Raw genomic sequence first — 14,353 nt, 5'->3', positions numbered from 1 at the left:
TTGCTTCGACGAGGTCCGCGACCTGCTGTCGTATCTTCCGTCGAACAACCAGGAGCTGCCGCCGCGTCAGTGGTCCGGCGATCCGGCAGACCGGCGGTGCGAGGCCCTGTGCGACATCGTGCCCATCGATGACCGCGTGCCCTATGACATGCGGCGTGTGGTCGCCGAGATCGTCGACGACGGGGAGTACCTGGAGGTCCACGAGTCGTGGGCACGCAACATCATCTGCGCGCTGGCCCGGCTGGACGGCAACGTCGTCGGCATCGTCGGCAATCAGCCCGCGGTCCTGGCCGGCGTGCTCGACATCGACGCCTCGGAGAAGGCCGCTCGGTTCGTGCGCATGTGCGACTCGTTCAACATCCCGCTGGTCACGATGGTGGACGTGCCGGGCTTCCTGCCCGGCGTCGAGCAGGAACACGACGCGATCATCCGGCGTGGGGCGAAGCTGCTCTACGCCTACTGCGAGGCGACCGTCCCGCGGATCCAGGTAATCGTGCGCAAGGCGTTCGGCGGGGCGTACATCGTGATGGACTCCAAGTCGATCGGGGCCGACCTGTCGTTCGCCTGGCCGTCGAATCGGACCGCGGTGATGGGAGCCGAGGCCGCGGCCAACATCATCTTCCGCAAGCAGATCGCGGCGGCCGCCGATCCGGTGCGGCGGCGGCAGGAGCTGGTGCGCGAATACGAGCGCGATCTGATGAATCCGTTCGTCGCCGCGCAGCGCGGCCACGTCGACGACATCATCGACCCGGCCGACACCCGCTCGGTCCTGATCCGCTCGCTGGCCCTGCTCGCGGCCAAACGCGCGGCCGGGCCGGTGCGCAAGCACGGAAACATCCCGCTGTGACCGCGATCCGCGTCGTCGCGGGCAATCCGACCGACGCCGAGCTCGCGGTGCTGGTCCTGGTGCTCACGGCCGCGATCACCATCGAACCCCCTGCCGCACCGGCCACCCCGATCCCGAACACCGCGTGGCGCACCAGCCGCACGACGCGCTACCGGCGTTCACCCGCGGCGTGGGGACCGGCACCACGTCAGCATCGGCAACCCCAGCCGGCGTCATAGAGGAGGACCCGAACCATGGCAGCGATCACCGCGCCGCTCGATGGACCCGAGCAGGTCCGCACCGGCCCGGCACCGACGATGGCGATGTTTCCCGGGCAGGGCTCCCAACGAGCCGGAATGGCCGCGCATCTGATCGAATCTCACGCCGGGACAACCGAACCCATCTTCGCCGCCGCAGACGAGGCCGCCGGATTCGCGCTCACCGAGCTGTGTGTCTCGGGAACGAAAGAACAGTTGACCCGCACCGAGGTCACCCAGCTGGCCGTCGTCGCCACCAGCCTCGCCACTTGGGAAGTACTGCGGGCGCACAGCTTCCGGCCCGCCATGGTGGCCGGGCACAGCCTCGGGGAGTTCTCCGCCCTGGTCGCCGCCGGCGTCCTCGATCTGCCCGGCGCCTTCGCGCTGGTACGCCGGCGCGGTGAGCTGATGGCCAGGGTGGCGGGCAGCACCGACGGCGGCATGCTCGCCGTGGTCGGCTTGCCGTCGGCGACCGTCGAGCGCCTGTGCACCGAACGCGACGGCGCCGGGGTGGCCGAGGTGGCCAACTACAACGATCCGAACCAGACTGTCGTCTCCGGCCACACCGCCGCGCTCGAACAGATCGCCACCGCGGCCACCGACGCCGGTGCGCAGAAGGTCGTCTTCCTCGAGGTGGGCGCGGCCTTCCACTGCTCACTCATGGCCGACATCGAGGACGAGTTCGCCGAAGAACTCGCCGCACACCACTTCGCAACCCCGCAGATCCCGGTGATCAGTTCGGTCACCGGCGATTTCCTGACCGACGCGGCCGATATCGCGACGATGCTGCGCCGGCAGCTGTCGCGCCCGGTGCGCTGGACCGACGTGCTGCGCAGCGCCGATCAGGCGGGCCCGGTGCGATTCGCCGAGATCGGGCCCGGCCGGGTCCTGACCGGCTTCGTCAAGAACACCTTCGAGGACCGACCGGTGTTCAGCACCGGCGACGCTCGCCGCATCGGCGCGGCGATCGAGCAGATCACCACCAAGGAGAGGAACCAGTCATGACCGAGATCACCGCGCAAACCCTGCAGGCCGTCCGGGAAGCCGTCGCCGAGGCCGTCGGCATCGACGTCGACGAGGCCGAGCCGGACGCCACCGTGCTCGGTGAACTGGGTGCGGAGTCGATCGACCTGCTCGACATCCTGTTCCGGATCGAACGCAAGGTCGGGGTGAAGATCCAGGCGGCCGAGATCGCGGAACTGTTGCAGGGCGAGCTGTCCGACGAGGAGTTCGAGGACGCCGACGGCCGCATCACCCCGGCCGGTCGCGAACAGTTGGCGCGGGCGCTGCCCCAACTCGACCCGTCCACGCTGCCGGCGACGCTCACCGCCGACCAGGTCATGACGCTGTTCACGGTACGGAACCTGGCCGAGATGGCCACCGCCCGCGCCGCGATCACCGCGGACGCGAGCTGAGATGGGGCCCGTACCGCCGGCGCATGGCGACGCCACGATCTTCGTCGGCGTCGATATCGCAGGCGTCGATCAGGTCGCCGCTCGGATGAGCGACCGGCCCGGCCTCGCCGAGCAGGTCTTCACCGAGCGTGAACTCGGGTACGCCGGCGGACGCGGGCGCCGAGCCGAGCACTTGGCCGCCCGCTTCGCGGCCAAGGAAGCGGTGTTCAAGGCCCTCGGCGGCGCGCTGCCCTGGCGCGACGTGGAGGTGGTCAACGGTGCGAGCGGGCGGCCACGGCTGCGCCTGCATGGTGCGGCGCGGGCCGCCGCCGAACGGAAAGGCATACGGGACATGGAGATCTCGCTCTCCCACACCGACGGGGTGGCGATCGCCTTCGTCGTGCTGACCACGGCATCGGCCACCGCGCGCGATGCCATCGAACTGGTACAGGAGGCGGCGCGGTGAGGCTGGCCGATCGCGTCGCGCTGGTCACCGGCGCCGCACGCGGAATCGGGCGGGCGGCTGCGCTGCTGCTCGCCGAACAGGGCGCGGCGGTGGCGGTCAACTACCGCACTGGTGCGCAGGAGGCCGAGGAGGTCGTCGCCGAGATCACCGCCGCCGGTGGCAAGGCGGTCGCCCTCGGCGCCGACGTGTCCGATCCCGAGGCCGCGGCCACGCTGATCGAACAGACCATCGGGGCACTCGGTGGACTGCACATTCTGGTCAACAATGCCGGAATCGCCCGTGACGGGCTGATCTTCGATATGACCCCCGGCGATTGGGTCGAGGTGATGCGCACCAACTTCGGCGGCGTGTTCAACTGCACCCGGTCCGCGATGGGCCACTTCATGGCCCAGCGCGACGGCGTCATCGTGAACGTGTCGTCGGTGATGGGTCAGCGGGGCTGGATCGGGCAGGCGAACTATTCGGCGTCCAAGGCGGCCATCAATGCCTTCACCCAGTGCAGCGCCATCGAAATGGCGCGCTTCGGGGTGCGTGTCAACGCGGTCCTGCCCGGTTTCACCCCCACCGAGCTGATCGGCCCGGTCGTCGCGGGCGGCGCCGGCAAGAAGCTGGAGAAGCAGATTCCGCTGCGATCGCTGGCCGAGGTCGAGCAGATCGCCGAGGTGATCGCCTTCCTGGCCGGGCCAGGCTCGGCGTACATGACCGGCGAACTGGTGCGCGCCGACGGCGGTTTCGCCGCCCAGCTCGGCATCGGCCGGCTCGGGTGAAGGGGTCCGGCGCTGTGCGATTTCATCTGGTGGATCGAATCGACGCCTGGGAGCCCGGCCGGTCGGCGACCGGCCGAAAGCTCACCTCGAACCAGGAAACCTATTGGGTCCGTGATGATTCCGGCCGAGCCGTCATGCCGCCCGCCCTGGTTCTCGAGTGCGTCTGTCAGACGGCCACCTGGCTGATCCTGCTCGGTAGTGCGCTGACTCAGCGGGCGACGTTGCTGGCGGTCGAGGAGGTGCGGCAACTGCGCGCGGTGCGCCCGGGTGACGTGCTCGACATCGACGTGCAGGTGGAGTCGATGGCCGATACCGCCGCCGTCGTCAACGGCGTGGTGCGCGTAGACGGCGAGCCGGTGCTGACCGCCTCCAGGATCATGTGCGGCCTCATGCCCGCCGACGAGCTGGACGACCCCACCGAAACCCACCGCCTCGCGCGGTTGCTGAGCCGAAAGGAGCTGGTCCGATGAGGCGCGTCGTGATCACCGGAATCGGTGCCGTCACACCGCTGGGAAACGATGCCGCGGCCACCTGGTCCGCGCTGGCCGCCGGACGCAGCGGCATCGGAGCCCTGACGACCTTCGACGCCTCCGGATTTCCCGTGCGGATAGCGGGTTTGGTGCGCGGATTCGATCCGGCGCGCGATCTACCGGCAACCACCCGGTGGCGGCATCTGTCGCGGGCGGGGCAGTTCGGTGTCGCCGCCGCGGCGCAGGCCATCGCGCAGGCCGGACTCGATACTTCCGCGCCGGACGGGGGGCGTGGCGTCGCGATGGGCGCGAGCGTTGGCCGTCCGGATCTGCAACTGCTGGTCGACGTCGGCCATGAACGCGCCACCACCGGAAAGGCCGACGCGTTCCGCCGTCAGCCACCGAGTCTGACCCTGCAGGGAAACCAGAACCTGCCCACGGCGGAGATGGCGCGGCTGCTCGGCGCGAGCGGCCCGATGGTCGGCATCAGCACCGCCTGCTCGGGATCGGGTCACGCTGTCGGCGAGGCGTTTCGGCTGATCCAAGAGGGTGATGCCGACCTGATGCTGGCCGGCGGCTACGACTCGCTGACCACCTGGCTGGACGCGCTCGGGTTCAGCCTGCTCGGCGCGCTCACCACCGAATACAACGACGACCCCGAACACGCGTCGCGGCCCTTCGACGCGCGCCGGTCCGGATTCGTCCTCGGCGAGGGTGCGGTGGCGTTCATCCTCGAGGAACGCGAGGCGGCGCTGGCGCGTGGCGCGACAGTGCTCGCCGAGATCCGCGGCTACGCGTCCACGCTCAACGCCTGGCGCATCACCGACTCCCCGCCCGACGGCACCGGCGCGATCCAGGTGATGGAGGGCGCGATCGCCGAATCCGGCCTCGGCGTCGAGGGCATCGACTACGTCGTCGCTCACGGCACCAGTACCCCGGGCAACGACGAATCCGAGACCGTCGCGATCAAGCAGGTCTTCGGCGAGCACGCCGCCCGGGTCATGGTCAGCGCTCCGAAGTCGATGGCCGGGCACCTCACGGCGGCAGGCGCCGGCCTCAACGTGGTGGCAGCGATCGGCGCCATCCGGCACGGCGTGGTACCGCCGACGCTCAATCTCGACACTCCCGGACGTGGGCTGGACCTGGACTATGTGCCGCATACGGCACGCACGGCGCCGGTCCGGGCGGCGCTGGTGAACGCCTTCGCCTTCGGTGGCACCAACACCGGACTGGTCCTCGGGGCGGCGTCATGAGCGCGCCACCGGCGGCGCTCGACCGCGTCGTGGACGTCGTCGCGGGGGTGCGGGCGGTCGCGCTGGTCAATGTGCCGGTGACCCTCACCGTATTCGACACCCACTTCCCGCGTTTTCCGGTGCTGCCGGGCGTGCTGCTGCTCGACCACATCGGCGCGACCGCCCGCCTGCTCGCGCCGCCCGGACTGCACTGCCAGCACGCCGTGCGCGGCGTGCGCTTCCGGCGCTACGTGCAGCCGGGCGACCAGATCCAGATCACCGTCGAGGTGGTATCGACCGCACCGGATGTCATCGACTGCCGCGCCGTCGCCGCGGTGGACGGCCGCACCGCCGCCACCGTGCGGTCGTTGCGGCTCGGCGCGGACCTCGGCGAACCGGGGCACGACAGGGGAATCGGATGACTGAACAACGACGGGTCGTGGTGACCGGCATCGGCCTGCTCACCGCCATCGGCGGCGACGCGGCGACCACCTGGGACGCGCTGCTGGCCGGGCACAGCGGCATCCGCACGATCACCGCCTACGATCCCGCGCCGCTGCGCACGCGGCTGGGCGCGGAGATCGATGGCTTCGAGCCGGAGCGTTTCGCCGCACGCAAGGCGCTGCGCATGCTCAACCGCGGCGATCAGCTCGGTTTGGCGGGGGCGACGCTGGCACTGGCCGATGCCGGCATCGACCCCACCGATGGGCTCGGCCACCGGTGCGGGCTGTTTCTCGGTGGCAACAAGGAAATCTCGCGCCTGGACGATCTGATCGGCAGCGTCACCAGGATCCGCCGTGACGACGGCACACCCGATATGCGCGTGCTCGGCGAACAGGGCGCCTCGATCATGGCGCCGCTGTTCTTCGTCGAGGGACTACAGCCCGCGGCCGTCTTCCACGTCTCGCAGAAGTTCGGCATCCGCGGACCGAATGCCTTCTACGCCGGCACCGCCGACAGCGGTGCCACCGCCATCGGCCGGGCCATGCGGGCGATCCGCCGCGGTGAGGCCGATCTGGCGCTGGCAGGTGGCTACGACGACGCGACGAACTGGTGGCCGATGTCGAAAATGGATGGCGTCGGCGTGCTCTCGACCGCGAACGAGCGCGGGGCTGCCGCCTTCCGGCCGTTCGACCGGGAGCGCTCCGGCTCCATCCTCGGCGAGGGCGCGGCGATTCTCGTGCTGGAAGAGCGGGCCGCCGCGCAGGCGCGTGGTGCCAGGATCTACGCGGAGATCGCCGGATTCGGGGCGGGGAACGAATGCCATCCCCCGCCCGCCCCGCACCCGAGCGGACGCGGCCTCGCACGCGCGATCGACCGCTCGCTCGCCGATGCCGCGATCAACCGCGACCAGGTGTGCTACGTCGCGGCGCACGGATGTGCCACCGGCAGTGGCGATCTCAGCGAGACCCGGGCCTTGCACACCGCCTTCGGTGAGCACGCTCCCGCGGTGCCGGTCAGCAGCGTCAAACCGCAGACAGGGCACCTGGTCGGCGGCGCCGGTGCGGTGAATGCCGCCGTGGCGGCGCTGGCCGTGCACCACGGAGTCATCCCAGGAACCGCCCATCTGGACGATCCGGACCCGGGATGCGATCTGGACTACGTCCCCGACGGGCCACGCGAGGCGCCGGTGACCGCCGCGCTCGCGCTGGCACGGGGCTTCGAAGGCCAAGCGGTATCGCTGGCCCTGACCGAGGCGAGGTGAGCAGGCTGTGAGCAGCCCGAAACGAATCGTGGTCGCGGGCATCGGCGCCGTGACCTCACAGGGACGGGGCGCCGACCGGATGTGGCAGGGGTTCCTCGACGGCCACGTCGCGATCGATGCGGTCGAATCCCTGGACCTCAGCGGCCACTCGACCACCATCGGTGGTGAGGTCAGGCCCTGGCGCACCGAAGCCGCGCGAACCGAATCCCTCGATCCGGCCGTTCAATTCGCGCTCGCTGCGGCCGCCGAGGCGATCGACTGCGCGCGTATCCGCCCGCTCGACGATGCAGGCGCTGCGGTCCCCGCCACCCGCTGGGGCGTGGCCGTCGGCACCTGCAACGGCGGGCTCGGCACGGTGGAGCAGACCTGGTTGGCCGACCGCGACGGCAACGCCACCGACTGGCAGCAGTATCTGATGATCCAGCCGCAGATCATCGCCGAGGCCCTCAGCGCCGAGTTCGGCCTGCGCGGCCCGGTGCTCTCGGTCAACACCGCCTGCGCCGCCGGTGCGCACGCGATCGCGCACGCGGTCGAGATGATCAGGATCGGCCGGGCCGACGCCATGCTCGTCGGCGGTACGGACGCCTTCAACGCGACAGTTTTCGCGGGCTTCCACAGCCTGGAATCGCTGTCACCGATCCCGCCCGCCCCGTACTCCAAGGATCGCCGGGGGCTTTCGCTCGGCGAGGGCAGCGGAATGCTGGTGCTGGTGGAGCATTCGGTCGCGGTCGCCGCCGGCGCCCCCATCCTGGCCGAGGTGCTCGGCTACGGGCTGTCGGCCGACGGGCATCATCCGACGGCACCCCATCCCGAAGGCGCGGGCGCCGCGCGGGCCTTGTCCGCCGCCTTCACCGCCACCGGGGTCACCCCCGCCGACGTGTCCTACGTCAACGGCCACGGGACCGGAACCCCGAAAAACGATTCGGCCGAAAGCAACGCCGTCCGCCGGGCTTTCGGTCCCGCCGCCGAGAAGATCGCGCTCACCAGCGTGAAATCGATGATCGGGCACCTACTCGGGGCGGCGGGCGCGGTGGAGGGTATCGCGACGGTCCTCGCCCTGCGCGACCAGATCGCTCCGCCCACCGCGGGATTCACCGGCCCCGATCCGAAGTGCGGCCTGGACGCGGTGCCCAATACGGCGCGGCCACTGCCCATGGATGTGGCCATGTCGAACAACTTCGCCTTCGCCGGCGCCAATGCCACTGTGGTGTTCGGCCGGGAGGGCCGGCCGGCGAGCCCGGTCCCCGAACCGCCGATCGACCGCGTCGTCATCACCGGCCTCGGGATCATCCTGCCCGGCGGCACCACCGCCGGTGCGCTCTTCGACACTTATCGCGCCGGAAGATCCGGTGACGACAACAGCACCGAACTGGCGCTGTCCACACCGGTTTTCGACCCGGCGCCATTCCTGTCTCCGAAGCAGCGGCGGCGGATGGACCGGCTCGGCGTTCTCGCCGTCGCCTCCAGCCGGATGGCACTCGACGACGGCCGCCTCGATCCCGACGCATTCGACTCTGACCGGATCGGCGTCATCGTCGGCACCGGCCTGGGTCCGGTGGAGAGCCTGGAGGAATTCACCGTCCCTGTCCTCGAATCCGGTGTGACGGCGGCGAACCCGGCGGTCTTCCCCAACACCGTCTACAACGCCGCCGCCGGGCAGGTCTCGATGGTGCTCGGGGTGCGCGGCCCCACCTCCACCCTCACCGCGGCCCATGCGGCGGGCGCTACCGCGCTCGGTGTCGCGCACGACCTGCTCCGGATCGGTGCGGCCGACGCGGCGCTGTGCCCGGCGGTCGACACGCTGTCCCCGTATGCCCTGCGGGCCTACCGTCGCATGCCGGCGTTCGCGGACGCACCGAGCCACGGCTATCGACTCGCCGAAGGCGCACTCACCCTGCTGCTGGAGCGGGAGTCGGTGGCACGGTCCAGGGGCGCTCGCATCTTGGCGGTAGTAGCCGGGTACGGCAATGCCTGCGACGGCCTCGGGATCGGCCGATGGGACCGCGAGGGGCGCGGGATCGAACGCGCGATGCGTGGCGCGCTCGACGAGTCCGGGCTCGCGCCGGGCGACGTGAGCGCGATCTGGGCCAATGCCGCGGGACTCCCCGCGGTCGACGATCCGGAACGCGCGGCCATCGCCCGCCTCACCGGAGGCTCCGGGCCGCGCGTCGAAACGCCCAAGCAGATCCTCGGCGAACCGGTGGGCGCCGGTGCGCATCTGTGCGCCGCACTCGCCGTCCACGATCCGGCCGGCTTCGACGGCCCGGTGCTGATCAACAGTTCCTCGATGGGCGGGACGCACGCCTGCCTCGTACTGACCCCGGATACCCACTCCTCGACATCGGAGCACCATGACTGAATCGAACAACGTCGCGATCCTGGGTACCGGATCGTTCCTCCCCGGTGACCCCATCGACAACGACCAGCTGGAGAAGCTGGTCGGCCCGTTGCCCGCCGATGTGCTCGACGGCATCCAGGTGCGGCGCAGGCACTGGCTGATCGACCCCGCCGACGGCTCGCATCGCATCGGCAACAGCCGGATGGCCGAGGCCGCGGCACGCACCGCGCTCGAGCGTGCCGGGGTCGCGCCGGAAGAGGTGGATCTGATCGTGGTGTCCACCGCCAGTCCCGAGTTCCATCTGCCGACCGTCGGCAGTTATGTGCAACAGCACCTCGGACTGGAGCGCTGTGCCGTCATCGAGGTGCGCGCCGGCTGCGTCGGCGCGATCCAGGCGCTCGATATCGCCTATCGGCAGCTCGCCGACGGCACCCACCGCACCGCGCTGGTGATCGGCACCGAGGCCATCTCACCCATCCTCGCGCCGATGTTCCTCGGCCGCGAGCCCGACGCGGTCCGGATGCGGGATCGCCTGACGCTCTACAACTTCGGCGACGGTGCCGCGGCGGTCGTGCTGCGCGCGGCCACGTCCGGCCCGGTGACCCACCGGTACGGCTACGTCAACGCCTGCATGGGTGGTGCGCGCAAACCCGGCATGGTCGTCGTCGGCGGCGGCACCGACCTGCCCGTGCACGAACAGCTGAAACGCAAACGGCTGATGGACATCACGCTCGACGCGGTGGGTGTCGCGGAATTCGGGCCGCGGATCTTCGTCACCGCCCTGCGCGAGCTGCTCGACCGCTCGGGGTTGCGGCTCGACCAGATCGACGCCTGCGTGCTGCCCGAAGGCAATGCCGACTACTTCAGCCGGGAATTCGAGGAAGCCGGACTGACACGGGCGGACTACGACCTGCTGCAATCCCGGATCGTCGAGAATCTCACCGATGTCGGCGCGACCGGATCCCCCGCCGTGCTCCTCGCGCTCGACGCCGGGATCGCCGCAGGACGGATCACTCCCGGCAGCACCGTACTGCTGGTCGCGATCGAAGCCAGCCGCTATGTCTACGCCGGCCTCGCTCTGCGCTGGCCCGGCGACGAAAGCTGAGGAATACCATGACCACAACCTCCATTCCGGCGCGCCGGTTGTTCACCAGCGAGTCGGTGACCGAAGGTCATCCGGACAAGATCTGCGACGCCATCAGTGACGCCGTGCTCGACGCACTGATCGCCCTCGACCCGACCGCACGCGTGGCGGTCGAAACGATGGTGACCACCGGACAGGTGCATGTGGCCGGCGAGGTCGGCACCGACGCGCAGGTGGACATCACCGCGATCGTGCGCGACAAGCTGCTCGAGATCGGCTACGACAGCTCGCTGAAGGGCTTCGACGGCGCCACCTGCGGGGTGAACATCGCCATCTGCGCGCAATCACCCGATATCGCCCAGGGCGTGGATCACGCCTACGAGGCGCGCGTCGACGGTGCGGGCGATCCCGTCGACCGGCAGGGCGCGGGAGATCAGGGCCTGATGTTCGGCTACGCCACCTCCGACACCCCCGAGTTCATGCCACTGCCGATCGCGTTGGCGCACCGGCTGTCCCGGCGTTTGGCGCGGGTACGCAAGGACGGCACGCTGCCCTATCTGCGTCCCGACGGCAAAACCCAGGTGACCATCGAATACGACGGGGACCGGCCGGTGCGCCTGGACACGGTGGTGATCTCGACCCAGCACGCCCCGGATATCGACCTGGAGTCGCTGCTCGCGACGGACGTGCGTGAGTTCGTGGTGGACGCGGTGCTGGCCGAACTGCCAGGAGGTTCGCTCGACACCGGTGATTTCCGCCTGCTGGTGAATCCGACCGGAAAATTCGTCGTCGGCGGGCCCATGGGTGACGCCGGATTGACCGGCCGCAAGATCATCGTCGACACCTACGGCGGCATGGCTCGGCACGGCGGCGGCGCGTTCTCCGGTAAGGACCCGTCGAAGGTCGACCGCAGCGCCGCCTACGCCATGCGCTGGGTCGCGAAGAACGCCGTCGCCGCTGGGCTGGCCGATCGGCTCGAGGTCCAGGTGGCCTATGCGATCGGACGGGCGGCGCCGGTCGGGCTGTTCGTGGAGACCTTCGGCACCGAGACGACCGACCCGGCCAGGATCCAGGCCGCCATCGGCAAGGTGTTCGACCTGCGGCCCGCCGCGATCATCCGCGATCTGGACCTGCTGCGCCCGCTGTACGCGGGCACCGCGGCCTATGGGCACTTCGGCCGGACCGACCTCGACCTGCCATGGGAGCGCTGCGACCGCGTCGACGAACTGAAGGCGGCGGTGGCGTAACCGGTCACTCCCCCACCACGGCCGCCAGCCATTCCACCAGCGGCCGCTGCGCTTCCCACGCCGCGCGGATCTCCGTCGCGGCGCGAGGTGTCGGCAGCCAGTCCGGTGCGCCGAAGTCGCGGTGGGTGCTGAGCGATTTGTGGCGCAGCAGGTCGATGCGTGGATGATCGGCGGGGTAGCCCTTGGGTTTGGTCTTCAACCGCTCCCCGCCGATCTCATATCCGGCGCCGGTGAGATCGGCGAGGATGGCGGTCAGTTCCGCGCCGCGCACCTCGTCGTCGATGGTGGCGCGGAGCCGGGCGAGCTGATCGGAGGTTCCGCTGTAATAGCCGGCGGCGACGAACAGTCCCGCCGCACCGATCTGCACATACCAGCCGACCCCCGGTGCGGCGCCGACGACCACACCCTGATGGGTCTTGTACGGCGATTTGTCCTTGGCGAAGCGCACGTCTCGGTAGGGCCGGAAGAGTTTCGCGGTCCCGAAGTCGGCCTCCAGTTCCTCGATCAGCGCCAGCATCGGCGCCTTCACCGATTCGTCGTAGACCTGCTTGTGCGCGGCCCAGAACGTCTTGGAATTGTCGGCCTCGAGATCTTCGTAGAAATCGAGCCCGGCGAACGGGAACCCACCGAAACGACCCATGGGTAGAAGATATGCCCTCGGTCCGACACTCAGAACTTGCCGCTGTGGTGCTCGACGCGGTGGCCCAGCCGCGCGGCGAACTCGGCCACGAAATCGTCGGTCAGCGGCGGCCAGCCCCAGAAATCGAAAGCCAGTGCGCCGAGGGCGAAGCCGGATGGCCACCGCCATTCGGTGACCGGGCTCGCGATACCGCACCGGCCGCAGCCGGCGATACCGGTGCCGGTCTGCTTCCACTGGTCGATGGCCGCGCCGAAGGGACGCCACACCTCGGGGTCGGCCTCCCACCGCTGCGGATAGTCGATGATCACGGTGGTGGCGCCGCAGCTCGGGCAGGTGGCCGACTCCGGTTCGATTTCGCCCTGCCCACCGTGGTGATCCTCGCGTCCGACCACGACAGCGACCGGGCCCGGCCGCCGATCATCGCCCCATTCCCGCGCGATCAGCCGCCAGTCCGGGCCGGGGAGGTACCCCTCGTCGACGGTCAGGCTGTACACGCCGTCACCGGACATCTCCCGCGACAACAGCCCGCGCGACACCATCCACTCGACCATGCGCGCCGCCGGGGCACCGGCCTCCTCGGCGCTCACCTCCACATCGACGATGCGCTCGAAGTAATCACCCATCAGCGTCGTCCCGGCTTTCTCACCGGGACGAAGCTACCGAACGAGTGTCTCGCGCGCCGCCCGGACGGCCGGGCTCAGCGCGCACCCAACGCGTCGAGGATCATCGGACGCGCGTTGGCCAGGGCCTGCTGCCAGTAGGGCCAGGTGTGGGTCCCGTTGACGATGTCGACGCGCGCCGGGACACCGAGGGCGTTGACGCGGTCACGAAAGATCTGCGCGGCGATCATGGTGAGCACCTCCAGGCCCATCGCGTTCACCGTGTTGCCGACGCCGTGCGGCAGATCGAGCGGGCCCGGCACCCCGTTTCCGCTGGTGACGTAGAGCGGCAGGCCGCGCAGCCGACCGGCCTGCACGGTGGCGTCGTTACGAGCCCAGGCCGGATCGCCCGGCGGCCCCCACATATCGTCCGGGTTGTACTGCCCTTCGTCCCACATGGCGGCGCGCATCGCCTCACTCCACATCGGGAAGGTCGGGTTGAGGAAGCCGGAGAACGAGCCTGCGAACCGGAACTGGTCGCGGTGGTAGGCGGCGAGGATGAGCGCGGCATTACCGCCCATGGAGGCGCCGACAACGGCGTTGTTGCTGCGTGAGACCCCGTAGCCGGCGAGGAAGTCGGGCAGTTCCCGGGTCAGGAAGGTCTCCCATTTGTAGGTGATCTGCTGACCGTTGGTGCGGCTGGGCCGGTACCAGTCGGTGTAGAAGCTCGATCGGCCGCCGACCGGCAATACCAGCGTGACGTTGTCGCCGGCGAATTGACGCAGCGCGTCGGTGTCGCTGGCCCATTGGCTGTGATCGTGTGGGGCCCGCAGGCCGTCGAGGACGTAGAGCGCCGCACTGCCGCCGCGCGCCGCCCACTGCACCTGGACCTTGATCGGCCCCATGCTCGACGGCAGAACAGTTCTTCGAATCCGCCGGCCGGCGCCTGTAGCGCGGGCGAGCGGACCGGTGCCGCACCGGCGACCGCCGCCACCGACGACATCACCAGCGTTGCCATGACTACGACGACGGCTCTGCGAAGCCATCCGCCGGCTATCCGTTCATCTGCTGATCGCGCCACCCCTGCCACTCGCATACCTCCCACCACGTCGATTGGAAGTTACCGAAGTTAACCAATTTACGCCGGTTGGGCCGGTAGCGATGTCGCCGACGCGCCGCCGGCATGTCGGTAATCGTGGCCGCGCGACGGGGACGATCGAATCGCGGTCGCCGGCCGCTCACCGGGGGGCGGACCGAGAATTTCACGAATCGGCAGCACCCGAATTCCGACGGTCGGCGCCCGAAAATCGGACCGTGCGCAGTATCGG

General features: G+C 69.9%; 15 protein-coding genes and 1 pseudogene. 13 read left to right on the top strand and 3 right to left on the bottom strand.

The genetic code is table 11. From position 1 onward, the window contains the following. The 13 genes from RJ05_RS26450 to metK all read left to right on the top strand — a co-directional run. Window positions 1–847 (top strand): acyl-CoA carboxylase subunit beta (locus RJ05_RS26450; protein ID WP_036542058.1); only part of this gene is annotated, 847 nt, incomplete at its 5' end. Continuing rightward, window positions 844–1,065 (top strand): acyl-CoA carboxylase epsilon subunit, encoded by a 222-nt coding sequence (locus tag RJ05_RS26445; RefSeq protein WP_036542056.1) that lies wholly within the window; start codon window positions 844–846, stop codon window positions 1,063–1,065. The genes RJ05_RS26450 and RJ05_RS26445, both read left to right, overlap by 4 nt. Window positions 1,066–1,080: 15 nt before the next feature. Further along, complete coding sequence (gene fabD, locus RJ05_RS26440; RefSeq protein WP_081597553.1) at window positions 1,081–2,088, top strand: ACP S-malonyltransferase; 1,008 nt, start codon at window positions 1,081–1,083, stop codon at window positions 2,086–2,088. Next, the gene (locus RJ05_RS26435) at window positions 2,085–2,498 is read left to right on the top strand and encodes an acyl carrier protein (protein ID WP_036542054.1); all 414 of its coding nucleotides are present in this window, start codon (window positions 2,085–2,087) and stop codon (window positions 2,496–2,498) included. The genes fabD and RJ05_RS26435 overlap by 4 nt, the downstream gene beginning before the upstream one ends. A gap of 1 nt (window position 2,499) precedes the next feature. After that, the gene (locus RJ05_RS26430) at window positions 2,500–2,943 is read left to right on the top strand and encodes a holo-ACP synthase (RefSeq protein ID WP_036542051.1); all 444 of its coding nucleotides are present in this window, start codon (window positions 2,500–2,502) and stop codon (window positions 2,941–2,943) included. Continuing rightward, window positions 2,940–3,710: an SDR family oxidoreductase gene (locus tag RJ05_RS26425; protein ID WP_036542049.1), complete on the top strand. Its 771-nt coding sequence runs from the start codon at window positions 2,940–2,942 to the stop codon at window positions 3,708–3,710. Before RJ05_RS26430 ends, RJ05_RS26425 begins: the two co-directional genes overlap by 4 nt. A 29-nt stretch (window positions 3,711–3,739) precedes the next feature. Then, window positions 3,740–4,180: a hotdog family protein gene (locus RJ05_RS26420; RefSeq protein WP_197731535.1), complete on the top strand. Its 441-nt coding sequence runs from the start codon at window positions 3,740–3,742 to the stop codon at window positions 4,178–4,180. Then, on the top strand, window positions 4,177–5,433 hold the full coding sequence (locus tag RJ05_RS26415; protein ID WP_036542045.1) for a beta-ketoacyl-[acyl-carrier-protein] synthase family protein: 1,257 nt from the start codon (window positions 4,177–4,179) through the stop codon (window positions 5,431–5,433). The genes RJ05_RS26420 and RJ05_RS26415 overlap by 4 nt, the downstream gene beginning before the upstream one ends. Next, window positions 5,430–5,834 carry a 3-hydroxyacyl-ACP dehydratase FabZ family protein gene (locus RJ05_RS26410; RefSeq protein ID WP_051016933.1) on the top strand — a complete coding sequence of 135 codons (405 nt, stop codon included), beginning with the start codon at window positions 5,430–5,432 and terminating at the stop codon, window positions 5,832–5,834. Before RJ05_RS26415 ends, RJ05_RS26410 begins: the two co-directional genes overlap by 4 nt. Then, the gene (locus RJ05_RS26405) at window positions 5,831–7,117 is read left to right on the top strand and encodes a beta-ketoacyl-[acyl-carrier-protein] synthase family protein (protein ID WP_036542043.1); all 1,287 of its coding nucleotides are present in this window, start codon (window positions 5,831–5,833) and stop codon (window positions 7,115–7,117) included. Before RJ05_RS26410 ends, RJ05_RS26405 begins: the two co-directional genes overlap by 4 nt. 7 nt (window positions 7,118–7,124) lie before the next feature. Next, on the top strand, window positions 7,125–9,476 hold the full coding sequence (locus RJ05_RS26400; protein WP_051016932.1) for a beta-ketoacyl-[acyl-carrier-protein] synthase family protein: 2,352 nt from the start codon (window positions 7,125–7,127) through the stop codon (window positions 9,474–9,476). Beyond that, window positions 9,469–10,560 carry a 3-oxoacyl-ACP synthase III family protein gene (locus RJ05_RS26395; RefSeq protein ID WP_036542041.1) on the top strand — a complete coding sequence of 364 codons (1,092 nt, stop codon included), beginning with the start codon at window positions 9,469–9,471 and terminating at the stop codon, window positions 10,558–10,560. The genes RJ05_RS26400 and RJ05_RS26395 overlap by 8 nt, the downstream gene beginning before the upstream one ends. Window positions 10,561–10,568: 8 nt before the next feature. Then, complete coding sequence (gene metK / locus RJ05_RS26390) at window positions 10,569–11,786, top strand: methionine adenosyltransferase (RefSeq protein ID WP_036542039.1); 1,218 nt, start codon at window positions 10,569–10,571, stop codon at window positions 11,784–11,786. A gap of 4 nt (window positions 11,787–11,790) precedes the next feature. Here the strand turns inward: metK and RJ05_RS26385 are convergent, their stop codons facing one another. The 3 genes and pseudogenes from RJ05_RS26385 to RJ05_RS26375 form a co-directional block, all read right to left on the bottom strand. Continuing rightward, complete coding sequence (locus RJ05_RS26385; RefSeq protein WP_036542037.1) at window positions 11,791–12,426, bottom strand: DUF2461 domain-containing protein; 636 nt, start codon at window positions 12,424–12,426, stop codon at window positions 11,791–11,793. A gap of 29 nt (window positions 12,427–12,455) precedes the next feature. Further along, window positions 12,456–13,049, bottom strand: coding sequence for a hypothetical protein (locus RJ05_RS26380; RefSeq protein WP_036542035.1), 594 nt, complete (start codon window positions 13,047–13,049; stop codon window positions 12,456–12,458). A 74-nt stretch (window positions 13,050–13,123) separates the two neighbouring features. Next, a pseudogene (locus RJ05_RS26375) lies at window positions 13,124–14,121 on the bottom strand (alpha/beta hydrolase). Window positions 14,122–14,353: the final 232 nt, after the last annotated feature.

The sequence above is a fragment of the Nocardia cyriacigeorgica NBRC 100375 genome (assembly GCF_000308555.1).
Classification (GTDB): Bacteria; Actinomycetota; Actinomycetes; order Mycobacteriales; family Mycobacteriaceae; genus Nocardia; species Nocardia cyriacigeorgica.
Note: the sequence above shows the minus strand (reverse complement) of the source record. Positions and strands in the feature narration are given on the sequence as shown.